The organism is Nocardioides sp. zg-1230 (assembly GCF_013155335.1).
In the GTDB taxonomy this organism is placed as follows: domain Bacteria; phylum Actinomycetota; class Actinomycetes; order Propionibacteriales; family Nocardioidaceae; genus Nocardioides.
The window spans coordinates 718,103-739,314 of the sequence record NZ_JABJQZ010000001.1; the positions used below are offsets into that span (position 1 = coordinate 718,103).

The following is a 21,212-nucleotide window of genomic DNA, read 5'->3' on the forward strand; positions in this document are numbered from 1 at the left end:
GTGACGCTGAAGGCAGTGAGATGAGCACCCCTGACCCCCGCCTGTCCCGCCGTGACGCCGAGCGCCTGCTCGACGCCCCCGCGGAGCACGACAGCGTCCTGGGCTGGGCCCTCACCGCCGCCAGCGCGCCGGCACACGCGGAGGAGCTGCGCCGCGAGGACGCGGCTGCCGCCGCCTTCCACGCCGCCCGCGTCTCACCGGCCCCCGCCGCCCGGACCGGCTACGTCTCGCCGTCGCATCTCGGCGGCCGCGCCGCCACCCGGGCCGTCGTCGCGACCGGCGCCGTGGTCGCGCTGATGTCGGGCGGCTTCGCCCTCGCCAGCTCCGCCGACCTACCGGGAGTTCCCGGACTGCCCGACCTGCCCGCCCTCCCCGGCCAGGCCTCCGACCGCGCGACGGAGTCCGTCGCCGAGGCGCCTCGAGGTGCTGCCGGGTCAAGCTCAGGCACCTCAGCCACCTCGGGCACCTCGGGCACCTCGGGCAGTGACGAGAGCTCCGGCGCGAGCCCGTCGGGCTCCGCCACGAGCCCGAGCCCGCCCGGAGCGACCGACCCCTCCGGCGCGAAGACCCCGTCGGAGTCTCCCGACGACACCTCCGCGCCGAGCCCCAACCTCGAGGGCCTGTGCCGCGCCTTCCAGGCCACCGACCGGGCCGACGGCGGCGGCTCCCTCGACAGCGCGGCCTTCCAGGCGCTCGCGGCCGAGGCCGGCGGCGCCGACCGGATCTCTACCTACTGCGTCGACCTCATCGGCCCGCCGAAGCCGACCGGCAAGCCCACCGACACTGCTACGCCGACCACCCGGCCGAGCCCGACGAAGCCGACGCCCACCAAGCCGACCCCGTCCCCGGGCAAGCCGAGCGACACGCCGACCCCGGCGCCCGGCAAGCCCACCGACCAACCGACCCCGTCCCCGGGCAAGCCGACCGACAGGCCGTCCCCGTCGCCCGGCAAGCCCACCGACAAGCCGTCCCCTTCCCCGGGCAAGCCGTCCGACCTCCCGACGCCGGACGGCTCGGGTGGACCGGACAAGCCCGACAACCCCGGCAAGGGGGGCGCACACCAATCGTCCGGGTGAAACCGGCGGCGGCCGCGTTCCGCAGGACCGGCTCTCGCACCCCGCACGTCGACCTCCCGCCGACGTAAGGGATCCCCCCAGAACCGCGAGATCCACGTCCTACCAACGCACAGACAACGGCATGGCCCTCCCCCGGGGCCATGCCGTTGTCGCGTTCCTGCGGTGTCCCCTGCAATGTCGCCACCAGGGGCTAGGTTCGTCAGCATGGGCCGGCCGCTCTCCCCGCAGGAGGACACCAACCGTCGGATGCTGCGTGCCCGCGACGAGATGGACCGCCGCTACGCCGAGCCCCTCGACGTACCCACCCTCGCCGCCGTCGCGCACCTGTCGGTGTCGCAGTTCGGCCGCGTCTTCAAGGACGTCTACGGGGAGACCCCGCACCGCTACCTCCAGCGGCGGCGGGTCGAGCGCGCGATGACGCTGCTGCGCCAGACCGACCGGTCGGTGACCGACGTCGCCTGGGACGTCGGCTTCGCCAGCCTCGGCACGTTCAGCCGCACCTTCAGCAACGTCGTGGGGTGCTCGCCGTCGGAGTTCCGCGCCCGGCACACGCCGGTCGCGGTGCCGTCGTGCTTCATCGCCGCGTGGACGCGCCCCCGTGAGCGCGAGACAGCCCCTCCCGAGACAGTCCATCCCGAGACAGCGCAAACGGAGAAGCGGGAGGGGGTCGGCGCTGGCTAGCGTCCTTGCCATGAACACCAACCACATCACCAGCCTCCACATCCGCAGCGTGCCCGTCCTCGACCAGGACGAGGCGCTCGACTTCTACACCACCCACCTCGGCTTCGAGGTGCGCGACGACATCGACCTCGGCTTCATGCGCTGGCTGACCGTCGGCGTCCCCGGCCAGGACACCTCCATCCTGCTCGAGCTCGTCGGGGCGCCGATGCACGACGAGGCGACCGCGGCCCAGGTGCGCGAGCTCGTGGCCAAGGGCGCTCTCGGCGGGGTCTTCCTCCTCAGCGACGACGTCCACGCCACCTTCGCCGCGCTCCGCGACGCGGGCGTCGAGATCACCCAGGAGCCGGTCGAGCAGCCCTACGGCACCGACTTCGGCATCCGCGACCCGTTCGGCAACCACGTCCGCATCAACCAGCCGGCGACGGCCTGAGAGGACCTCGATGAGCTATCCGCCGCCGATGTACCACGGCGAGTCCGGCGAGGTGTCGGCCCACGTCGTGCCGGCCGACCTCGAGCCCGCCGTCGTCTACCCCAACGGCAACAAGGTCTTCTACCTCGCGCAGGGCGCTGCCACCCAGGGCACCTTCGGCCTCTACCGGTGGGAGTTCGCGGGCCCCGAGAGCGGTCCGGGCGCCCACTTCCACCGCACGATCACCGAGTCGTTCTACGTCCTCGAGGGCACCGTCACGATCTACGACGGCACCGACTGGGTGAGGTGCCGCGCCGGCGACTTCGCCCACGTCCCGGCGGGCGGCATCCACGGCTTCCGCAACTCCGACGGGCCGGCCAAGATGCTGCTCCACTTCGCGCCGGGTGCGCCGCGCGAGGCCTACTTCGAGGGGCTTGCCGAGGGCATGGGAAACCTCGACGGCGACGCCTATGACCGCTTCATGCGCGAGCACGACAACACCTGGGTCTGACCTCATGGACCGGGTCGCCGCAGCGTTCGACGCCACCCCGCGCCGGGACTTCCTCCCGCGCGCGGTCCGGCGTCGCGCGTCGTACGACGGCCCGCTGGGGATCGCGGCGGGCCAGACCAACTCCCAGCCGCGCACCGTCGACGACATGCTGCGGCTGCTCGACGTCCACCCCGGGCACCGGGTGCTCGACGTCGGGTCGGGGTCGGGGTGGACGACCGCCCTGCTGGCGCACCTGGTCGGTCCCGCGGGGTCGGTCCTCGGTGTCGAGCTCGAGCCCGAGCTGGTGTCGTTCGGCTCCGCCAACCTGGGCCGCACCGACCGCACGTGGGCGACGATCCGGCAGGCCTCCCCGGGCGTGCTCGGTGACCCCGAGGGGGCGCCGTACGACCGGATCCTGGTCTCCGCGATGGCCGACACGATGCCGCAGCCGCTGGTCGACCAGCTGGCCGACGACGGCGTCCTGGTGGTGCCGGTCGACGGGACCATGCAGCGGGTGACCAACCCCGGCGCGGTCGTCACCGCGCACGGGCGCTACCGGTTCGTGCCGCTGCGCTGAGGCTCCTCGGCAGAGGTCGCGGACCGACGGGCGAGCCGGACCGGCAGGCTCGCCATCGCCTCGAGCGGTCCGCGGAGCCGCAGCAGCTGGAGCGCCGCTCCGATGGCCAGGAGCACGACGACGTGGAGGACGTACGTCGACGGCTCCTCGGGCGGCCAGACCGCCTCGGTGCGCATCACGACGTGGAGGGAGTAGAGCGTGAGTGTCGCGGTGCCGGCTCCGAACAGGACGGCGAGCGCGGCGTTCGCCGGACGCGGCAGCAGCCGCTCGACGAGCAGGCACAGCGCGATCACGAGGACGGCACTGCCGATGGTCTGGGCGAGGTCGAACGGCGTCGCGGAGTGGGGCGCGACGAGCAGCAGCCAGCTCCAGTCACCGTCGGGCGGCGTCACGCCGTACATCCCGGTCGCGTTGTCCGCCGCCACGACCGGGTCGGCGAAGGTGCGCGACACCTGGGTCGCGAGCAGGGCCACCGACAGCCCGCCGAGCGCCAGGCCGCCGAGCAGCGCGGGGTCGCGCAGGTCGAGGCGTCCGAGCACGAGGCCGGCGAGCAGGTAGGCCAGCCACGGGACGACCGGGTAGTAGCCGGTGAGCAGCAGCTCGCTGGCCAGCTGGCCCGGGTCGGCCAGCTGCTCGAAGGTCGGGCTGTCGAAGCCGCGCTCCGGCAGGTGCGGTCGCACCAGGTGCGACACGACCGGCGCGAGGGCGACCCACGCCACCGTGAGAGGCAGGAGCGCCCGGACGCCCAGGAAGGTGAACGGCAGGCCCAGCACGAACAGCACGCCGTAGTAGGTGAGGATGACCGCGATACCGGTGTCGAGGCCGCCGAGCAGCAGGCCGAGCAGCCCGATGAGGAGCGCCCGGGCGGCGATGCCGGCTGTGCGCAGCGCGAGCGGTCGACCCCGTAGTGGCTCGCGGGTCATCAGCGCGAGGCTCACGCCGGCCAGGACCGCGAAGAGCGCCGATGCCCGGCCGCCGGCCAGCCATTGGGCGGTGGTGAGGTCACCGCCGGGGGTGCGCTCGTCGAGCACGTGGGTGGCGACCATGCCGAGCAGCGCCAGGCACCGGGCGACGTCCAGCCCGATCAGGCGGCCGCGCGACGTCCCGGTCATGGCCCCATCCTGCCGGGCGCGTCCCGACGACGAGCCCGACCGACGACCTCGGTCAGGCGCCCGGGCGGGCCACCTGCTCGGCGAGGCGCTGGGGGGCCTGGATGCAGTAGGAGTCGGTCAGCAGCTCGGCCAGCTCGTCCCAGTCAGTGTCGTCGTCGAGCAGCATCCCGATGTAGTTGCCGCCCCAGCCGGCGCGGAAGTAGGGGTCGCCCATGTGCTCGAAGGCCGCCACCTCGTCGGGCTCGCCGCGGAACGTGATCCGGAACAGCTGGTCCTCGCCACCGAAGACGTGGGCCACGGTCGCGCTGCCCACGCGCCACCGCGTGCCGGTCCAGGCCTGCTCCTGCCGGCAGCGCGGGAGCGCGCCGAGCACGGCGTCGATGCGCTGCACCCACTCCTCGGGCACGAGGGGACGGTCGGCGAGGGCCACGGTCGCGATCCTGCCACCGCGCACCGACAGCCGGTATCTGAGGACGTGGTGGACGGATCGGGGCGCCCAACCCGTCCAGGGCGTCCTCAGATATCGGTCAGGAGGGGGCCACTGCCGCGCCCGCGGCGGCGTCCTCGGGCAGCGGCACCGTGGCGAAGGTGCTGCGGGTGAACCACGTCGGCAGGGCCCGGACCAGGGGCCGCGGGCCGGCGATGGCGAGGTCCCCGGCCTTCACCGCGGCCATGAGGTCACGGCGCCCCATCCAGTAGTCGACCATCGTCTCCACGTGGCCCGCGACCTCCACGTCGACGTCGTGACCCGGGTCGGTCAGGCAGAGGTCCACGGTCGGCGACTCCAGCACGAGCCAGAAGTGGCTCTTCCGGTCGCTGGAGCCCCGCAGGTGGAAGTGGACGACGACCCGTCCCTCGGGCAGGGCGGACGGGTCGACGTTGCGGTGGATGTCCCACATGAGCAGCGAGGCGTCGTAGTGCTTGGCGATCACGTCACCCCGCGCCCAGCGCTGACCCCAGATGCCCATCGACTCGATCACCGGCCGCAGCTCCCGACCGGCCGCGGTGAGGTGGTACTCGCCGCCGACGTGGTCGACGACCCCGACGCGCTCGAGCGTCTTCAGGCGCTTGGACAGCAGCGCGGGTGACATGAGCGGGACCCCACGACGGAGGTCGTTGAAGCGGGTGCTGCCGCACAGCAGCTCGCGGACCACCAGCGGCGTCCACCGCTCGGTGAGCACCTCCGAGGCCATCGAGACGGGGCAGAACTGCCCGTAGCTGGTTGCCATCCTCTGACGGTAGGACCGGTATGGGTTCTGTACCAGTACAGGATCGATACTCGCGGGCCGAGCTCCTCCGGTCGCACGGTGGTCGGGCACCACCACCGACGAGGAGAACACCATGACCATGCTCGACATCTCCGCCGCCGAGGCCCTGGCCGGCGACTTCGCAGGAGAGCTCATCACGCCCGACCACCCGGCGTACGACGACCAGCGACGGATCTGGAACGGGGAGATCGACCGCCACCCGGCCGTCCTCGCCCGCTGCGAGGGGGCCAGCGACGTCGCCGCGGCGCTGCGGTGGGCGCGTGATCGCGGCCTGCCGGTGTCCGTACGCGGCGGCGGCCACGGGATCGCCGGCCACTCGCTCGTGGACGACGGCGTCGTGCTCGACCTGTCGGGGATGCGGGGCACCGTCGTCAACCCGACGACCCGGACCGTGTCGGCCCAGGGCGGGGCGCTCAACGCCCACGTCGACCGGGAGGGCCAGACCTTCGGGCTCGCGATGACCAGCGGCTACATCAGCCACACCGGCATCGCCGGGCTGACGCTCGGCGGCGGGATCGGCCACCTCATGCGCAAGATGGGCCTGGCGATCGACGCGCTGAGGTCCTGCCAGGTCGTCACCGCCGACGGCTCGATCGTGCGCGCCTCCGAGGCCGAGAACCCCGACCTGTTCTGGGGCCTGCGCGGCGGCGGCGGCAACTTCGGTGTCGTCACCGACTTCACGTTCGAGCTGCAGCCGCTCGGGCCGACCATCCTCGCGGGCCTGGTTGCGTGGCCGGCGGACGAGGCGCCGACCGTGCTCGCGTTCCTCCGCGACTTCATGGCCGACGCCCCCGACGAGGTCGGCCTGATGGCCAACCTCCGACTGGCCCCGGCCCTGCCGCTGTTCCCCGAGCCCCTGCACGGCAGGCCGATCATCGGCCTGGTGGCGACGTACGCCGGACCGGTCGAGGAGGGCGAGCGGGTGCTGGCGCCGGTCCGGGCGCTCGGCCACCCGGTGCTCGACACCATCGCGCCGAAGCCGTACGTCGCGCACCAGAAGTTCCTCGACCCGGCGGTGCCGCACGGGCGGCACTACTACTGGAAGTCGCACCGGCTGGGCCCGCTGACCGACGACGTCATCGACACGATCTGCGAGCACCTCGCGACGATCAGCAGCCCGCTCTCGACCGTCCCGATCTTCACCTTCGGCGGCGCGATGAGCCGGGTGCCTGAGGACGCGACCGCCTTCCCGCACCGCGACGCCAGCCACGACATCAACATCGTCGCGTCCTGGCTGCCGGAGCAGGCCGGGGACGCCGACCGGCACCGCGCCTGGGTCCGCGGCTTCTTCGACGCGCTCGCTCCCCACAGCCGCGGTGTCTACGTGAACTTCACCAGCGACGACGCGCAGACCCGCGTGCAGGAGGCCTACAGCGCGGCGCAGTGGGAGCGGCTGCGGACGCTGAAGACCGCCTGGGACCCGGACAACGTCTTCCGCGGCAACGCCAACATCCCGCCGCTGGCCTGACGGACGTCGCGGGCCACGGGGGTGGTCCCGTCGGACCGCGGGCCGACACCATGCAGGCAGTTCGGGGCTCGCGGGCGTGGGGCCACGCTCAGCCGTGGCCGCTCCGTCCCCAACTGCCTGCATGGTGCGCCGTCGCCGGGTGGTGTCGCCGTCGGCGGGCCTGCACCTGGCCTGCTGCGGCGGGTACCGGCGCAGGCCGACCCCAGAAGGCAGTTCACCACGCGAACGCCGAGGTGCACGCTCAGCCCTGAGCTCGGTCTGCCCAACTGCCTACGTTGTGCATCTCGGGTTGCTCGGGCCGCCGCGGTGGCCCGCATGCCGGACCCAATTGCTCACCGTGGCGACCGCAGGCGCGGCGCAGCGTCATCCCGACCAGCACACATCAGTGCCGATCGGGATGACGCAGGACGCGTCAGTAGGACTTGGGCAGCCCCAGGCTGTGCATCGCGACGAAGTTGAGGATCATCTCCCGGCTGACCGGGGCGATCCGGCCCGCGCGGGCGGCGACGAGCAGCCCGGCCATGCCGTACTCCTGGGTGATGCCGTTGCCGCCGTGGGTCTGGACCGCGGCGTCGACGGCATGCACGGCCGCCTCGGCGGCGGCGTACTTCGCCATGTTGGCCGCCTCGCCGGCTGCCATGTCGTCGCCGGCGTCGACCAGCGCGGAGGCCTTCTGCGTCATCAGCCGGGCGAGCTCGGTCTCGATGTGCGCCATCGCGAGCGGATGGGCGATCGCCTGGTGTGAGCCGATCGGAGCCTTGAAGACCGTCCGCTCCTTGGCGTACGACGACGCCCTGGCGAGGGCGTGGCGGGCGAGGCCAGTCGAGAAGGAGGCCGCCATGATCCGCTCGGGGTTGAGGCCGGCGAACAGCTGCACGAGGCCACCGTCCTCGTCGCCGACCAGCGCCTCGCGCGGCAGCCGGACGTCGTCGATGAAGACCTGGAACTGCTTCTCCGGGCTGACGATCTCCATCGGGATCGCGGTGAACTCGAAGCCGGCCGCGTCGGTCGGGACGACGAACAGGCAGGGCTTGAGCTTGCCGGTCCGGGCGTCCTCGGTGCGGGCGACGACCAGCACGTTGGCGGCCTCGTCGACTCCGGAGATGTAGATCTTCTGGCCCTTCAGCACCCACTCGTCGCCGTCGCGGCGGGCGGTGGTGGTGATGTTGTGGGAGTTCGTGCCGGCGTCGGGCTCGGTGATCGCGAAGGCCATCGTGGCGGTGCCGTCGCAGATGCCGGGCAACCACTGCTGCTTCTGCGCCTCGGTGCCGTAGCGGGCGATGACGGTGCCGCAGATCGCCGGGCTGACGACCATCATCAGCAGCGGGCACCCCTGCGCGGCCAGCTCCTCGCAGACCGCCGCCACGTCGCCGATGCCACCGCCCCCGCCGCCGTACTCCTCGGGGATGTTGATGCCGAGGTACCCCGCCTTGGCGATCTCCAGCCACAGCTCGGTGGTCTTCTCGCCGGAGCGGGCGCGCTCGACGAACCAGTCGCGGCCGTAGCCGCTCGCCAGCCTCGCGACCTGGCGCCGCAGCTCCTGGCGCTCCTCGGACTCGGTGAAGTTGGTCATGCCTCTCCCTCGCTCACTACTGCCAGAACCTCCCCGGACGCGACCTGCGACCCGGGATCGACGTTGATCTCGGTGACGGTGCCGTCGTGCGGCGCGGTCACGGTGTGCTGCATCTTCATGGCCTCGAGCACGAGGACGACGTCGCCCGTGGCGACCTCGGCGCCCGCCTCGACCTTGACCGCCACGACCGTGCCGGGCATCGGCGCGAGCAGCGAGCCGCTGGCCACCGCGTCCGCCGGGTCGGTGAAGCGCGGCACCTCGCGTAGCCGCGCGGACCGAAGTGGTCCGTCGACCCACACCTCACGCGGGGCACCGGGCCGGTCTGAGGAGATGTGTCCGCGCGTCTCCGTGGTCACGCCGTCGACCTGAAGCCGGGCGTGCGTCGGGGACACCTCGAGGACGGTCACGCCGTCGACGGCGAACCCGTTGCGGGTGCCCCACCACTCGACCGGTTCGTGCCCCTCGAAGACCGTCCGCTGGGGCTGGCTGACGACGTTGCGCCAGGCGGCGGGGACGCCCTGCTGGACCGTACGTCGACTCGCGTCGTCCGCGGCCAGCATCAGCGCGCCGGCGACCACCGCCGAGCGCACCCTCGCCGCTGAGTCGCTGGGAGACTCAGCGGGAGTCGGACGCGACTCGAGCCACGTCGTCGTCATCTCCCCGGCCGCGAAGACCGGGTCGAGGAGGATCTCGACGAGCTGGTCACGGTTGGTGGTGACTCCGTGGATCCGGGCGCGGCGGAGCGCTGCGACCAGCATCCGGATGGCCTGCTCGCGGGTCGGCGCCCAGGCCATCACCTTGGCCAGCATGGCGTCGTAGAACGTCGACACCTCGTCGCCGGATGCGAAGCCGCTGTCCACCCGAACGCCGAAGTCGGCCATCGGCCCGAACTCGCCGTCCGACGGCAGGTCGAACGTGACCAGCCGACCGCTCTGCGGGACGTACGCCGCGTCCTCGGCGTACAGGCGCACCTCGATCGCGTGCCCGGTCCTCGACCTCCGCGTCAGGTCGAAGCCCGGATTCTCGGCCACGACGATCTGGGTCTCGACGAGCTCGCCGTCGTGGGTCAGCTCGGTGACAGGGTGCTCGACCTGGAGACGCGTGTTCATCTCGAGGAAGAAGAACCGGTCGGTTGCCGGGTCGTGGAGGAACTCGACCGTGCCCGCGCCGCGGTAGTCGATGTCGCTCGCGAGCCGCTCGGCCGCTTCGCACATGGCCGCTTCCGTGGCCGCTGGCAGCCCGGGGGCCGGGGCCTCCTCGACCACCTTCTGGTGCCGACGCTGGACCGAGCAGTCCCGAGTGCCGATCGCGACGGTGCGCGCCGCACTGGACACGACCTGCACCTCGACGTGCCGCCCCGCCTCGACGTAGGGCTCGACGAAGACGGTGCCGTCGCCGAAGGCCGACTCGGCCTCCGCCTGCGCGGCCCCGATCTCGGCGTCGAGCCGGTCGAGGGTGCGTACGACGCGCATGCCCCGCCCGCCGCCGCCGCCCGAGGCCTTCACGAGCAGCGGGAGGTCGGCCTCGGTCGGGTCGTCCGGTGCCGACAGCACCGGGACGCCGGCCTTCTCGGCGATCTCCTTGGCGCGGACCTTGTCGCCCATCGCCTCGATGGCCTCGGGCGGCGGACCGACCCAGGTGAGGCCGGCCCCGATGACCGCGCGGGCGAAGTCGGCGTTCTCCGACAGGAAGCCGTAACCCGGGTGGACGGCGTCGGCGCCCGACCGCAGCGCCGCCTCGACGACCAGGTCGATGCGGAGGTAGGTGTCCGCGGGCGCGTTGCCGGGCAGGCGTACGGCGCGGTCGGCCTCGGCGACGAACGGCAGGCCCGCGTCGGCGTCGGAGTGGACGGCGACGGTCTCGATGCCGAGCCGGCGGCAGGTGGCGAAGACGCGGCGGGCGATCTCGCCGCGGTTGGCGACCAGGAGTCGATTGATCACGGTCGGAACACCCCGAATCCCTCGGCACCCTTGATGGGTGCGTTCTCGATGACGCTGAGGCAGATGGCGAGCACGGTGCGGGTGTCGCGGGGGTCGATGACGCCGTCGTCGTAGAGCATCCCGGACAGCGCGTAGGGCAGCGACTGCTCCTCCACCATCTGCTCGACCATCGCGCGCATGCCGGCGTCGCCCTCCTCGTCGTACGCCTGTCCCTTGGCCTCGGCGGCCGCGCGGGCGACGATCGAGAGCACGCCGGCGAGCTGGGCCGGGCCCATCACGGCCGACTTCGCGCTGGGCCAGGTGAAGAGGAAGCGCGGGTCGTAGGCGCGACCGTTCATGCCGTAGTTGCCGGCGCCGTAGGACGCGCCCATGATCACGCTGAGGTGCGGGACGGTGCTGTTCGAGACCGCGTTGATCATCATCGCGCCGTGCTTGATGATGCCGCCCTGCTCGTAGTCCTTGCCGACCATGTAGCCGGTGGTGTTGTGCAGGAAGAGCAGCGGGGTGTCGGCCTGGTTGGCGAGCTGGATGAACTGCGTCGCCTTCTGGGCCTCCTCGGAGAACAGCACGCCCTGCGCGTTGGCGAGGATGCCGATCGGGCGTCCGTGGAGCTGGGCCCAGCCGGTGACGAGCGAGGTGCCGTAGAGCGGCTTGAACTCGTCGAAGGGCCGCCCGTTGTGCGCGCTCGTCCCGTCGACGATGCGGGTGATGACCTCGCGCGGGTCGAACGGCTCCTTGAGGTCCGTCGGGACCAGGTCGAGCAGGCCCTCGGGGTCGGCGTCGGGCTCGGAGAACGACACGACCGCTGGTTGAGCAGGGCCCCCCGGGCCCGTGTCGAAACCGAGGGCAGCGGGCTTGCGCCGGTTGAGGCGGGCCACGATCCGACGCCCGATGCGGATCGCGTCGTGCTCGTCCTCGGCGAGGTAGTCGGCGAGGCCGGAGACGCGGGCGTGCATCTCGGCACCGCCGAGGGACTCGTCGTCGGACTCCTCGCCGGTCGCCATCTTCACCAGCGGCGGACCGCCGAGGAAGACCTTCGCGCCGCCGCGGACGAAGACGGTGTAGTCGCTCATGCCGGGGACGTACGCCCCGCCGGCGGTCGAGTTGCCGAAGACCAGGGCGATGGTGGGCTGGCGTCGCGCCGAGGCGCGGGTGAGGTCACGGAAGAGCTTGCCGCCCGGGATGAAGATCTCCTTCTGCGTCGGCAGGTCCGCACCGCCCGACTCGACCAGCGAGATCGTCGGCAGGTTGTTCTCCTCGGCGATCTGCGAGGCGCGGAAGATCTTCTTCACCGTCCAGGGGTTGCTCGCGCCGCCCTTGACGGTCGGGTCGTTGGCGCTGATCAGGCACTCCACACCCTCGACGACGCCGATGCCGGTCACCACCGACGCACCGACCGTGAAGTCGGAGCCCCAGCCTGCCAGCGGCGACAGCTCGAGGAAGGCCGATCCCGGGTCGAGGAGCAGCTCGATCCGCTCGCGGGCGGTCAGCTTGCCGCGCGCGTGGTGGCGATCGACGTACTTCTCACCACCGCCCGCCACCGCGACCGCGTGCTGCGCGTCGAGGTCGGCGAGCTTCTCGAGCATCGCCTCGCGGTTGGCCGACATGGTGCTCACTTCTCGACCACCGCCTTCATCCGCTCGAGGGTGGTGCGCATGCCGTCGCGGTTGGTGCGCCGCCGGAGCGGGCCGAGCACCAGCCAGTAGAGGCGGGTCGGCAGGTTGGGGTCGAGGCGGAAGTACTCCGTGACGAGCGTGCCGCCGTCCTTCGGCTCGAGGCGGTAGCCCCAGTTGTTGACCGTCACCGCGTCGGTTCCGACGGAGAACTCGAAGACCTCCTCGGGCTCGCACGCGGTGACCCGGCACGGCGACCAGTACGTCGGCCCGACGCCGTTGCGCTTCACGTGGCCGGCGAAGTAGGCGCCGACCTCGGGGCCGGTCGAGCCGCGGGTCCACTTGGCCTCGAACGTCTCCGGGCTGAACTCCCCGATCCGGGTCACGTCGCTGACGAGGTCCCAGACCTCGGCGGGCGGGGCGTCCATCCACACCGACACCTCGTCACCGAGGGAGGGCAGCTTGATCATGGAGAGTCCTTTCACGAGGCATAACCCATCAACTTCGCCGCCAGGTCGCGCAGCACCTCGTCGGCACCGCCCCCGATCGGCAGGAGCCGGGCGTCGCGGTAGTGCCGCTCCACCTCGGTCCCGTGCATGTAGCCGGAGCCGCCGAAGATCTGCACGGCCCGGTCGCAGACGTACGCCGCGCAGTCGACGGCGGTCTGCTTGGCCAGGCACGCCTCGGCGACGACGAACTCGCCCGCGACGTGCCGCTCGGCGACCGCCCGCGTGTAGGTGCGCGCGACCTCGACCTGGCGCCGCATCTCGACGAGCGTGTGCTGCACCGACTGGTTGTCGATGAGCGGCCGGCCAAAGGTCTGGCGCTCGCGGGCGTACGCCGCCGCGAGGTCGAGCGAGCGGGCCGCGATGCCGTAGCCGTGCACGGCCAGCGCGATCCGCTCGACGACGAACTGCTCGGCGATCTTCCCGAAGCCCGAGCCCTCCTCGCCGACAAGGTTGCCGACCGGCACACGCACGTCGACGTACGACAGCTCCGCGGTGTCGGAGCAGTGCCAGCCCATCTTCCGCAGCGACCGCGAGACTGTGAAGCCTGGCGTGCCCTTCTCGACGACCAGCAGGGAGATGCCGCCGTGCCCGGGGCCGCCGGTGCGGACGGCCGTGGTCACGAAGTCGGCCCGGACCCCGGAGGTGATGAAGGTCTTCGACCCGTTGACGACGTAGTGGTCGCCGTCCCGCTCGGCGCGGGTCGTGATGCGCGCGACGTCGGACCCGCCGCCGGGCTCGGTGATCGCGAGCGACCCGATGGTCTCGCCGGCCAGAGTGGGCTGGACGAACCGGTCGACCAGGTCGGGGTCGCGGCTCGCCGAGATGTGGGGCAGCGCGATGCCGGCGGTGAACAGTCCGGCCATCAGCCCGCTCGAGGCGCCCGCATCGAACATCGCCTCCTGCAGCACGACGCTGTCGAGGAGGTCACCGCCACCGCCGCCGACCTCCTCGGGGAAGGCAACGCCGATCAGGCCCAGCTGTCCGGCGGTCCGGTGCAGCGCGCGCGGGATCTCGCCGGCGTCCTCCCACTCCTGCAGGTGCGGGACCACCTCGCGGCGGACGAACTCGGCGCCGGTGGCGCGCAACGCGTCGTGCACGTCAGCTCTCGACGTCGTGCTCATGTGAGGCTCTCCTCGATCGAGACCAGCCGCGACCGGAGGAACTCGCCGAGCCCCTTCGCCTGCGGGTCGAACCGGGTGGATGCGGCCACGCCCTGCCCGAGCAGGCCGTGCACGACGAGGTTGACCGCGCCCAGGTGGGGCAGCAGCCAGACGTCGACGTCGAGGTCGGCGGCCTCCGGCAGGAGGGTGGGGATGCCGCGCGGTGACATCAGCTTGAACAGCCACTGCACGCGGGCGTCGTACGTCTCCGGGTCGACGCCGTCGTGCGCGACCCAGAGGCCGATGTTGGCGTCGCCGCCCTTGTCGCCCGAGCGCGCGTGGACGAACGTGCCCAGCGGCAGGCGGCGCGTGAGCGTGTCGTGCTCGGCCGGGTACGGCGACGGACGGCGGCCCGGAGCCTCTGTCGCGGGGGTGTACGTCGTCGGGTCGGCGACGACCTCGCGGCGGCCGTCGGCGTGGACGACGGTGTGCGCGACGTCGGCGCGGTCGACGTACTCGGCCCGGTAGACGCCGAACGGCGTCGCGGGGGCGGGGGGTGCCGTCATCGTGAACCCGGGGTAGGACCCGAGCGCGAGCTCGACGACCGCGGCGGTGAAGGCGCGCCCGACCGGGTCGGGCGAGGGGTCCTTGACGGTGCAGCGCAGCAGGGTGGAGGCCGCCTCCTCGGAGTCCGCGTCGTGGGTCGGCGGGTCGACGGCCGACCAAGTCACCTCGGCGGCGGTGAGGCGCGTGGTGAGCTGCTCGCGCGCCCACGCGGCCTTGGCCTCGACGTCGAGGCCGGTCAGGACGAGCTCGACCTGGTTGCGCCAGCCGCCGAGCTCGTTGACGCAGACCTTGAGCCGTTCGGGCGGCGCCTCGCCGACGACGCCGCGGATCGCGACCCGGTCCTCGCCCTGCTGCTCGAGGCGCACCGAGTCGAGGTGGACGGTGACGTCGGGCCCGAGGTAGCGGGTGGACTGGATCTCGTAGACGAGCTGGGCGGTGACGGTGTCGACGGTGACCGCCCCGCCGGTGCCGGCGTGCTTGGTGATCACGCTCGACCCGTCGGCGGCGACCTCCGCCACCGGGAATCCGAGCGGCCGGTCGCGGTGGGGCAGGTCGAGGAAGCCGCTGAAGTTGCCCCCCGTCGCCTGGGTGCCGCACTCGATGACGTGGCCCGCGACGACCGCGCCCGCCAGCTCGTCGTACGACGTCGCGCTCCAGCCGTGGTGCGCGACGGCGGGACCGACCACGAGGGAGGCGTCGGTCACCCGGCCGGTGACGACCACGTCGGCGCCGGCGGTCAGGGCGGCGGCGATGCCGAAGCCGCCGAGGTAGGCGTTGGCGGTGAGGGCGTTCGGAAAGGAGAGGTGGCGTACGTCGTCGCCCTCGACGTGGGCGACCTGCGGGTCGAGCCCGAGGCCGGCGGCGACCTCCCGGACCTTGTCAGCCAGGCCGGCCGGGTTGAGCCCGCCGGCGTTGGCGACGATCTTCACGCCGCGTTCGAGCGCGAGGCCGAGGGAGTCCTCGAGCTGGCGCACGAAGGTGCGGGCGTAGCCGAGGGACGCGTCCTTGAGCTGGTCCTTGCCGAGGATGAGCATCGTGAGCTCGGCGAGGTAGTCGCCGGTGAGGACGTCGAGCTCGCCCTGCTCCAGCATCTCCCGCATGGCGGTGAGCCGGTCGCCGTAGAAGCCGGAGCAGTTGCCGATCCGCACGACCCCGGTCGCCGGGCTCATCGCGGCGACCGTCCCTCGCCCGGCTGGCCGGCGAAGGCCTGGGCGATGTCGAGCCAGCGGTCGACGTCGTCGCCGGTGGCGACGAGGTCGGTGTCGGCGCGGTGCAGGCGCTGGGTGACGAGGCGGCAGAAGTCGCCGGCGCTGCCGGTGAGCGTCTGCGCGGCGTCGTCGGGCCCCCACGACCACACGTCGCCCGACGGGGCGACGAGGTCCACGCGGAACTCCTCGGCCGGGGCGTCGAGGCCGCGGAGGTGATGAGCGAAGTTGCGGGTGCGTACGCCGAGGTGGGCGACGTGGCGGATCCGGTCGGTGTCCTCGACCGGGGCGCCGAGGGCCTCGTGGACGTCGAGGCTGTGCGCCCACGTCTCCATGAGCCGCGCGGTCGCCATCGAGGTGGCCGACATCGGGGGACCGAACCACGGCATCTTCTCGCCCTGCGGCATCGCGACGAGCGTCGCGCGCAGGTCGGCCCGTGCCCGGCGCCAGCGCTCGAGGAGGCCGGGCTCACGCGCGATGGCGAGCGCCTGGACGTCGACGTAGCCCTCGGGGTCGGCGATCGCCTCGAGGACGACCGCGTCCCAGGCCTCCTTGTCGGTGGCGGCCTTGACCGCGACCTCGTCGGTCCACGCGAGGTGGGCGACCTGGGTGGCGACGTCCCAGCCGGGAGCCGGGGTCGGGGTGCGCCAGCCGCCGTCGGCCGACTCGTCGAGGTCGGCGACGAGCCGCTCGAGCCGGTCCCCCTCGGCCTCGAGGTCGGTCAGCACCTGGGTGAGGACGTCGGTCACTGCTGCTCCTGTCGGTCGAGCTCGCGGTCGATCACGTCGGCCCACTCGCGCAGGATCCGGCGGCGGCGGGCCGAGTCGTCGGTGATCGTGGAGGCCAGGCCCAGGCCACGCACGAGGTCGAGGGTCGCCTGGACCAGCTCGCGCACGCCCGGGCGTGACTCGTCCACGCCGAGCGCGGCGACGGTCAGCCGGTGCGCCTCGCGACCGACCCGCTGCTCCAGCGGACCGACCGCCGCGAGCAGGGCCTCGTCGGTGCGGGCGGCCACCCACAGCTCCAGTGCGGCGGCGAAGACCGGGGAGGCGAAGTGGTCGCCGAGCATCTCGACCACAGCGCGGGTACGCCGTCCGCCCGACGGCAGGTGGGCCACCGCGTCCGCGAGCTCGGCACCCCGCCGCTCGGTGAGGTGTTCGACGGCGGCGACGACGAGGTCGTTCTTGGTCGGGAAGTGGTGCAGCTGCGCGCCGCGGCTGACCCCCGCCCGCTCGGAGACGAGGGTCGTCGACGTGCCCGTGAAGCCGCGTTCCACCAGCAGCTCGACCGTCGCGTCCAGCAGGCGCGCCCTCATCGCCCGGGTCCGGTCGGCCTGCGGCACGCGGGGTGCGGCGGCCGGGAGGGGGGAGGTCACGGACCCAGCCTGCCGTCGTACAAACAAACAGTCAAGCCTGACTTTTATTGGCACCTTGGGTACGCGCCCCGCCGGTGGTAGTCCAGTGGGGGATGGTCGTGCGGGCCCCCGTTTGACGACCATCGGCCACTGGACTACCCCGATAGGGCGGGCGATCAGGGGGACACCTGCGTGACCGTTCCCACGGCACCGCAGGTCGAGGTCGTCCCGAGCCACAGGTCGCCCTCGGTGACCGACGTCTGCCACGCGTACCAGCCGGACTCGAGCACCTGGACGCTCAAGGACTGGAACGTGCCGTTGTCGGGGCGGCGTTGGGTCACCTGCTTGTGGGTGCCCGTACAGGCGGCAAGACCGGCCGTGGCGAACGGGCCGTAGAGCGTGGTGGTCACGTCGATCGGGCCTCCGAACGGCAGCCCGCCCACGGTGACCCGGGCCGAGACCGCGTCGTACGCCGCCGCGGTGGCCGGTGCTGAGAGTCCCACCGTCGCGCGGGAGCGCACCCGGACCGGCGCGCCGCACGAGGCCACGGGCACGCTGGAGTCCGTCCCGTCGACCATCACGCGCCACAGGTAGTAGCCACCGGCGGCCGGGGCGATCGCGGGCGAGGCGTAGGCGCCGTCGGCGAGGACCGGCATCGAGACGCTGCCCACCGCTGGACCACCGCAGTGGGCGACCGCCGCGGAGGCGAACGGTCCGTGCAGCGACGCCGTGGCCGTGCGGCTGGCGCCGTCGCCGTCGACCGTCGCCACCACCCGCGCCGCGGAGCCGGCCACGAGCACGGTCGGGTCCGCCGCGAGGCTCAGGGACTGCGGGCCGCGGACCGCGACCCGGGCGCTGGCCGCGATCGTGCGACGTACGCCGCCCTCGGCCGCGGACGCCTGGCGTTCGCGGTCGGCGCCGCGGACGCGCAGCCAGTGCAGGGGCACCTGACCGACCTCCGCGACGACCGTGCGCCAGCCGGCGAGCGGTGCGGCGAGGCGCACCAGCGCCCGCCCGTCGTCACCCGTCACCGCGTCGAGCGGACCGGCGGCCGGCTGGGAGGTGCCACCGTCGGGAGAGGTCACGGTCACCGGCAGGCCCGCAACCGGTCCTCCGTGACCGTCGGTCACGCGGACGGTCACGGCCGTCACCCCGCCGACGTCGGCCGTGGTGGCCTCGACGACGACCTCGTGGGGCCCGGCGCTCGCGCGCGAACCGCTCAGCATGAGGCGTACGTAGCGGCGCACCGTGGCCGGGTCGCCCGAGGCCCGGACCCGAGCGGCGCCTCGTCGGGCGCCGAGCTGCCAGGCCCGGCCACCGAGGAGGTGGAGCACCGCCGCGTCGACCGCCGCGGCCTGGACGGCGTCCTTGTGGCCGCCGTACTTCGACAGGATCCAGGCGGCGCGCTGCGTGGCGGCCTCGGACGGTCCCTTGGGGCCCCGGAGGTCGGAGGTGGCATCGGCTTCGCGGAAGCCGGCCCGGTTGGGTCGGCGGCCGGGCGTGATCACGAAGACGGGCGTGCCGTCGAGCCGGTAGCCGCCGATCCAGCCCCCGGACGCGCGGCCGGTCGAGGGGATGCGGAAGCCGGCCCACCGCTCGGCCCGGTCGTCGGCGCTGGCGGCCAGGGGCGCGGGCAGTGCCACGAGGGTCGACAGGGTGAGCGTGGTGGCCAGGACTGCGCCGAGGAGGAAGGCGAGGAGTGCGGCGAACGGGCGGCCGCGTGCCGGGCGTGACGGGGCCGGCGGTGCGGGGTCCGCAGCGGTGGTCGTGGTGGTCGGCATGGCGCTGCTCCTCACCCCACCGGGCCCGGGTCCTGGGTGCCGGGATCGGTGGGTTCGCCGGGCGGGCTCGGGTTCCGCGTCGGGCTGGGCTGGGGGGTCTGGCTCGGGGACGGGTCCGGCTGCTGGGTCGGGGTGGGGTTCGGCGTGGGGTTCGGCGTGGGGTTCGGCGTGGGGTTCGGCGTGGGCGTCGGGGTGGGGGTGGAGGCCTGGGTCGGGGCGGGGGTCGTCGCGGCGACCTGCGTCGTGGCGGGGGTCGTGGCGGGGGTCGGGGTGGGCGTCGGGGTGGGGGTCTGCGCGGGCGGCGGGGACGGGTCGCGCCGGGGTTCCTCGGCCGCGACCAGGGCGGGAGCATCCGGGTCGGCGACCCGGACCTCGCCGACGACGGGCGCGGCGGTCGGGGACGTCGCCGACCACTCGTAGGTGCCACCGTCGAGCCCGCCCAGGACCAGTCGCTGCCCGTCGCGACTGCGTACGACGACGCTGCGCACGACGCTCCTCCCGGACGGTCCGGCGACCTCGAGCCGGACGCGGGCCGGGCGCTGGGTGGCCCTGACGACGAAGGCAGCGGCACCCTGGGCCGCGTCGACGGGACGCACGAGCACCTCGCGGGCGGGGGACGCCGGGCCGTCGTCGGAGGTCGCCCCGGTCCGGCGGTCCGACGGCGCGGGCGGGAGGCGGTCGGCGGACGCCGGGTCGGTCGGCCGGGTGCGGTCGGGGCCGAGGTTGGCGACCGACACCGAGACTGCCAGGACGAGGGCCGCCCCCACCGCCAGCCGCGCAGCGGTCGCCCGCCGGGACAGGCCGGCCGGCCCTGTGGGGGACAGGGGGTCCGGTGGGGGCGGCGGTCCGGGGTGAGCGACCCGTGGACCGGGTGGCGCGACCTGCCGCAGGACCGACCCGGTCGGCTCGGTCGGTCGGGCCGTCCCCGTGGCGGGCGCCCGGCGTTGGACGGGGACGACGGGCGGCGCGGGGTCCTCCACGAGGGCGCCGAGGGCGGGCGAGGGCACGACGCCGAGCTCGGTGCGGACGACGTCGCGGTAGCGCTCGAGCTCACGCAGGGCACCGGCCCGGTCCCCGCGCCCGAGGAGGGCGCGGATCAGCAGCTCGCTCGCCGACTCCCGCAAGGGCTCGGCGCGGGCGACCGCTCGCGCGGCGTCCTCGGCGAGCGTGGTGTTGCCGTGGTCGAGGGCCCGCCGCGCCAGCCGCTCAAGCGCGCCGATCCGCTGGTGCTCGAGCTCGTCGCGGTGCGCCTCGACCCACTCGTCGTACCAACCGGGGAGCAGCTGCTCCCCCGCCAGCGTGACCAGCAGCGACGGGTCCGCCCCGGCGTCCGGGTCCGTGGCGGTTGCCACGGCCTCCCGCAGGACGTGGACGTCCACCACGACGTCCGCCGCGAGCCCGATGCTCGTCCGGTCGGCGGCGAGCAGGCCCGGACAGCGCTGGTGGGTCTGCGCGACGGCCCGCCTGAGGCTCGCGAGGGCACGGGCGTCGGTGCTCTCGGGCCACAGCGTGCCGGCGACCTGCGCGCGGGCGTGCGTACCGGTGAGGGCGAGCAGGGCGCACAGGCGCTGCTCGCGCCCGCCGAGCGCGACGACGTCGCCGTCCACGACGAGCTGCCACCCGCCGAGGAGGCTCAGTCCACGACTGGCTGCCAGCGCTGTCTCCGGCATGGTCGATCACCGAGACTTCCCTCTCCCGTGCCGCGGCTCGCACGGCGAGTCGCGGGCTTCCCCGACCGACCACGGTGCCCGAATCCCACCCCTAAGGAGTAGAGGCCCGCACTGATCTCCCCAGGATTGGGGTCGACGTCCAGACCAGTCCTGACCACCTCACGCGGCGTCACCGACCGGTCACGCAGGAGTCACGCTGGCCCGAGTGCGATGTGCCCGCCAGAGAAACCGCACAAGGGGGGAGGTGAACATCATGCGGGAACTGTCATTCGCCGAGCTCGACACCGAGCGCACCGAGCTTCTTCCGATCCGGGAGACGCTGATCTTCGGCAACACCAACTTTGCCAACGTCTGGGCGACCAACTCGTCCATGGCCGTGAACGCCGCCACCTTCGGGTCCCTCGCGCACAGCGAGGCCTGGCAGGCGATCACCGTCACGCAGGGCTGATGACCGGGCGTGGCCTCCCTGCGGAGGGGGAGGCCACGCAAGGTCTGTGCCGCCCTCCGCCGACCCAGCACAGATGGAGGTGAACCCGCATGGTCCGACGAAACGAGCTCGTCATGGCCGACCTCGAGGCCGAGACGGCCACGCCGTTGCCCCGTCGGGAGACGTTGAGCTGCCAGTTCGCGTGCGTCAACGTCACCAACGTCGTGGGCGTCAACCTCGCCCTCGCCGTCAACGCGGCCACGATCGGCTCCCAGGCCAATGCACTGGCGCTGCAGTACCTCGCCTCGGTGCAGATGCACATGCCGTGAGACCCGGCGGCGGGCGCGTTTGCTCTGGCGCGCCCGCCGCCGTCGCGCGATCCACCCACCAGA

At 73.2% G+C, this 21,212-nt stretch carries 21 protein-coding genes; 8 read left to right on the plus strand and 13 right to left on the minus strand.

Going from position 1 to position 21,212, the window contains the following annotated elements:
• The first annotated feature begins 20 nt into the window (after positions 1–20).
• The 5 genes from HOO61_RS03440 to HOO61_RS03460 all read left to right on the plus strand — a co-directional run bounded on the left by HOO61_RS03440 (position 21) and on the right by HOO61_RS03460 (position 3,233).
• Positions 21–1,076 carry a hypothetical protein gene (locus HOO61_RS03440; protein ID WP_172256945.1) on the plus strand — a complete coding sequence of 352 codons (1,056 nt, stop codon included), beginning with the start codon at positions 21–23 and terminating at the stop codon, positions 1,074–1,076.
• Positions 1,077–1,280: 204 nt separating this feature from the next.
• Entirely contained in the window at positions 1,281–1,757 is a 477-nt protein-coding gene (locus HOO61_RS03445) for a helix-turn-helix domain-containing protein (protein ID WP_172256948.1), read from the plus strand.
• Positions 1,758–1,767: 10 nt separating this feature from the next.
• Positions 1,768–2,187 (plus strand): VOC family protein, encoded by a 420-nt coding sequence (locus HOO61_RS03450; RefSeq protein WP_172256950.1) that lies wholly within the window; start codon positions 1,768–1,770, stop codon positions 2,185–2,187.
• A gap of 10 nt (positions 2,188–2,197) precedes the next feature.
• Positions 2,198–2,677: a cupin domain-containing protein gene (locus HOO61_RS03455; RefSeq protein WP_172256952.1), complete on the plus strand. Its 480-nt coding sequence runs from the start codon at positions 2,198–2,200 to the stop codon at positions 2,675–2,677.
• A gap of 4 nt (positions 2,678–2,681) precedes the next feature.
• Positions 2,682–3,233, plus strand: coding sequence for a protein-L-isoaspartate O-methyltransferase (locus tag HOO61_RS03460; protein WP_172256954.1), 552 nt, complete (start codon positions 2,682–2,684; stop codon positions 3,231–3,233).
• On the opposite strand, the gene HOO61_RS03465 is transcribed toward HOO61_RS03460, so the two are convergent.
• From HOO61_RS03465 to HOO61_RS03475, 3 genes are all read right to left on the minus strand, one after another.
• Positions 3,209–4,345, minus strand: coding sequence for a heparan-alpha-glucosaminide N-acetyltransferase domain-containing protein (locus HOO61_RS03465; RefSeq protein ID WP_172256956.1), 1,137 nt, complete (start codon positions 4,343–4,345; stop codon positions 3,209–3,211). The genes HOO61_RS03460 and HOO61_RS03465 overlap by 25 nt on opposite strands.
• 52 nt (positions 4,346–4,397) lie before the next feature.
• Positions 4,398–4,775 carry an MmcQ/YjbR family DNA-binding protein gene (locus HOO61_RS03470; protein ID WP_367650005.1) on the minus strand — a complete coding sequence of 126 codons (378 nt, stop codon included), beginning with the start codon at positions 4,773–4,775 and terminating at the stop codon, positions 4,398–4,400.
• A 97-nt stretch (positions 4,776–4,872) separates the two neighbouring features.
• Positions 4,873–5,574, minus strand: a complete 702-nt coding sequence (locus HOO61_RS03475; RefSeq protein WP_172256958.1) for a helix-turn-helix domain-containing protein — start codon at positions 5,572–5,574, stop codon at positions 4,873–4,875.
• 112 nt (positions 5,575–5,686) lie between these two features.
• On the opposite strand from HOO61_RS03475, the gene HOO61_RS03480 reads away from it, so the two are divergent.
• The gene (locus tag HOO61_RS03480; RefSeq protein ID WP_253941961.1) at positions 5,687–7,081 is read left to right on the plus strand and encodes an FAD-binding oxidoreductase; all 1,395 of its coding nucleotides are present in this window, start codon (positions 5,687–5,689) and stop codon (positions 7,079–7,081) included.
• Between the two features lie 412 nt (positions 7,082–7,493).
• On the opposite strand, the gene HOO61_RS03485 is transcribed toward HOO61_RS03480, so the two are convergent.
• From HOO61_RS03485 to HOO61_RS03530, 10 genes are all read right to left on the minus strand, one after another.
• The gene (locus HOO61_RS03485) at positions 7,494–8,654 is read right to left on the minus strand and encodes an acyl-CoA dehydrogenase family protein (protein ID WP_172256960.1); all 1,161 of its coding nucleotides are present in this window, start codon (positions 8,652–8,654) and stop codon (positions 7,494–7,496) included.
• Positions 8,651–10,594, minus strand: coding sequence for a biotin carboxylase N-terminal domain-containing protein (locus HOO61_RS03490; protein ID WP_172256962.1), 1,944 nt, complete (start codon positions 10,592–10,594; stop codon positions 8,651–8,653). The genes HOO61_RS03485 and HOO61_RS03490 overlap by 4 nt, the downstream gene beginning before the upstream one ends.
• Positions 10,591–12,201 (minus strand): acyl-CoA carboxylase subunit beta, encoded by a 1,611-nt coding sequence (locus tag HOO61_RS03495; protein ID WP_172258132.1) that lies wholly within the window; start codon positions 12,199–12,201, stop codon positions 10,591–10,593. The genes HOO61_RS03490 and HOO61_RS03495 overlap by 4 nt, the downstream gene beginning before the upstream one ends.
• A gap of 5 nt (positions 12,202–12,206) precedes the next feature.
• A complete protein-coding gene (locus HOO61_RS03500; protein WP_172256964.1) occupies positions 12,207–12,677 on the minus strand; it encodes an SRPBCC family protein in 471 nt (156 codons plus the stop codon).
• Positions 12,678–12,688: 11 nt separating this feature from the next.
• Positions 12,689–13,837, minus strand: coding sequence for an acyl-CoA dehydrogenase family protein (locus tag HOO61_RS03505; protein ID WP_172256966.1), 1,149 nt, complete (start codon positions 13,835–13,837; stop codon positions 12,689–12,691).
• A complete protein-coding gene (locus HOO61_RS03510; protein ID WP_172256968.1) occupies positions 13,834–15,552 on the minus strand; it encodes an acyclic terpene utilization AtuA family protein in 1,719 nt (572 codons plus the stop codon). The genes HOO61_RS03505 and HOO61_RS03510 overlap by 4 nt, the downstream gene beginning before the upstream one ends.
• Entirely contained in the window at positions 15,549–16,337 is a 789-nt protein-coding gene (locus HOO61_RS03515) for a TIGR03084 family metal-binding protein (protein WP_172256970.1), read from the minus strand. Before HOO61_RS03515 ends, HOO61_RS03510 begins: the two co-directional genes overlap by 4 nt.
• Entirely contained in the window at positions 16,334–16,963 is a 630-nt protein-coding gene (locus tag HOO61_RS03520) for a TetR/AcrR family transcriptional regulator (RefSeq protein WP_367650006.1), read from the minus strand. The genes HOO61_RS03515 and HOO61_RS03520 overlap by 4 nt, the downstream gene beginning before the upstream one ends.
• Positions 16,964–17,118: 155 nt before the next feature.
• The gene (locus HOO61_RS03525) at positions 17,119–18,723 is read right to left on the minus strand and encodes a hypothetical protein (RefSeq protein WP_172256972.1); all 1,605 of its coding nucleotides are present in this window, start codon (positions 18,721–18,723) and stop codon (positions 17,119–17,121) included.
• Positions 18,724–18,734: 11 nt separating this feature from the next.
• Positions 18,735–20,393, minus strand: coding sequence for a BTAD domain-containing putative transcriptional regulator (locus tag HOO61_RS03530; protein WP_172256974.1), 1,659 nt, complete (start codon positions 20,391–20,393; stop codon positions 18,735–18,737).
• 253 nt (positions 20,394–20,646) lie between these two features.
• Here HOO61_RS03530 and HOO61_RS03535 point away from each other — a divergent pair, with 253 nt between their 5' ends.
• Together HOO61_RS03535 and HOO61_RS03540 are read left to right on the plus strand one after the other, a co-directional pair.
• Positions 20,647–20,841: a hypothetical protein gene (locus HOO61_RS03535; protein WP_172256976.1), complete on the plus strand. Its 195-nt coding sequence runs from the start codon at positions 20,647–20,649 to the stop codon at positions 20,839–20,841.
• An 89-nt stretch (positions 20,842–20,930) separates the two neighbouring features.
• The gene (locus HOO61_RS03540; RefSeq protein WP_172256978.1) at positions 20,931–21,149 is read left to right on the plus strand and encodes a hypothetical protein; all 219 of its coding nucleotides are present in this window, start codon (positions 20,931–20,933) and stop codon (positions 21,147–21,149) included.
• Positions 21,150–21,212: the final 63 nt, after the last annotated feature.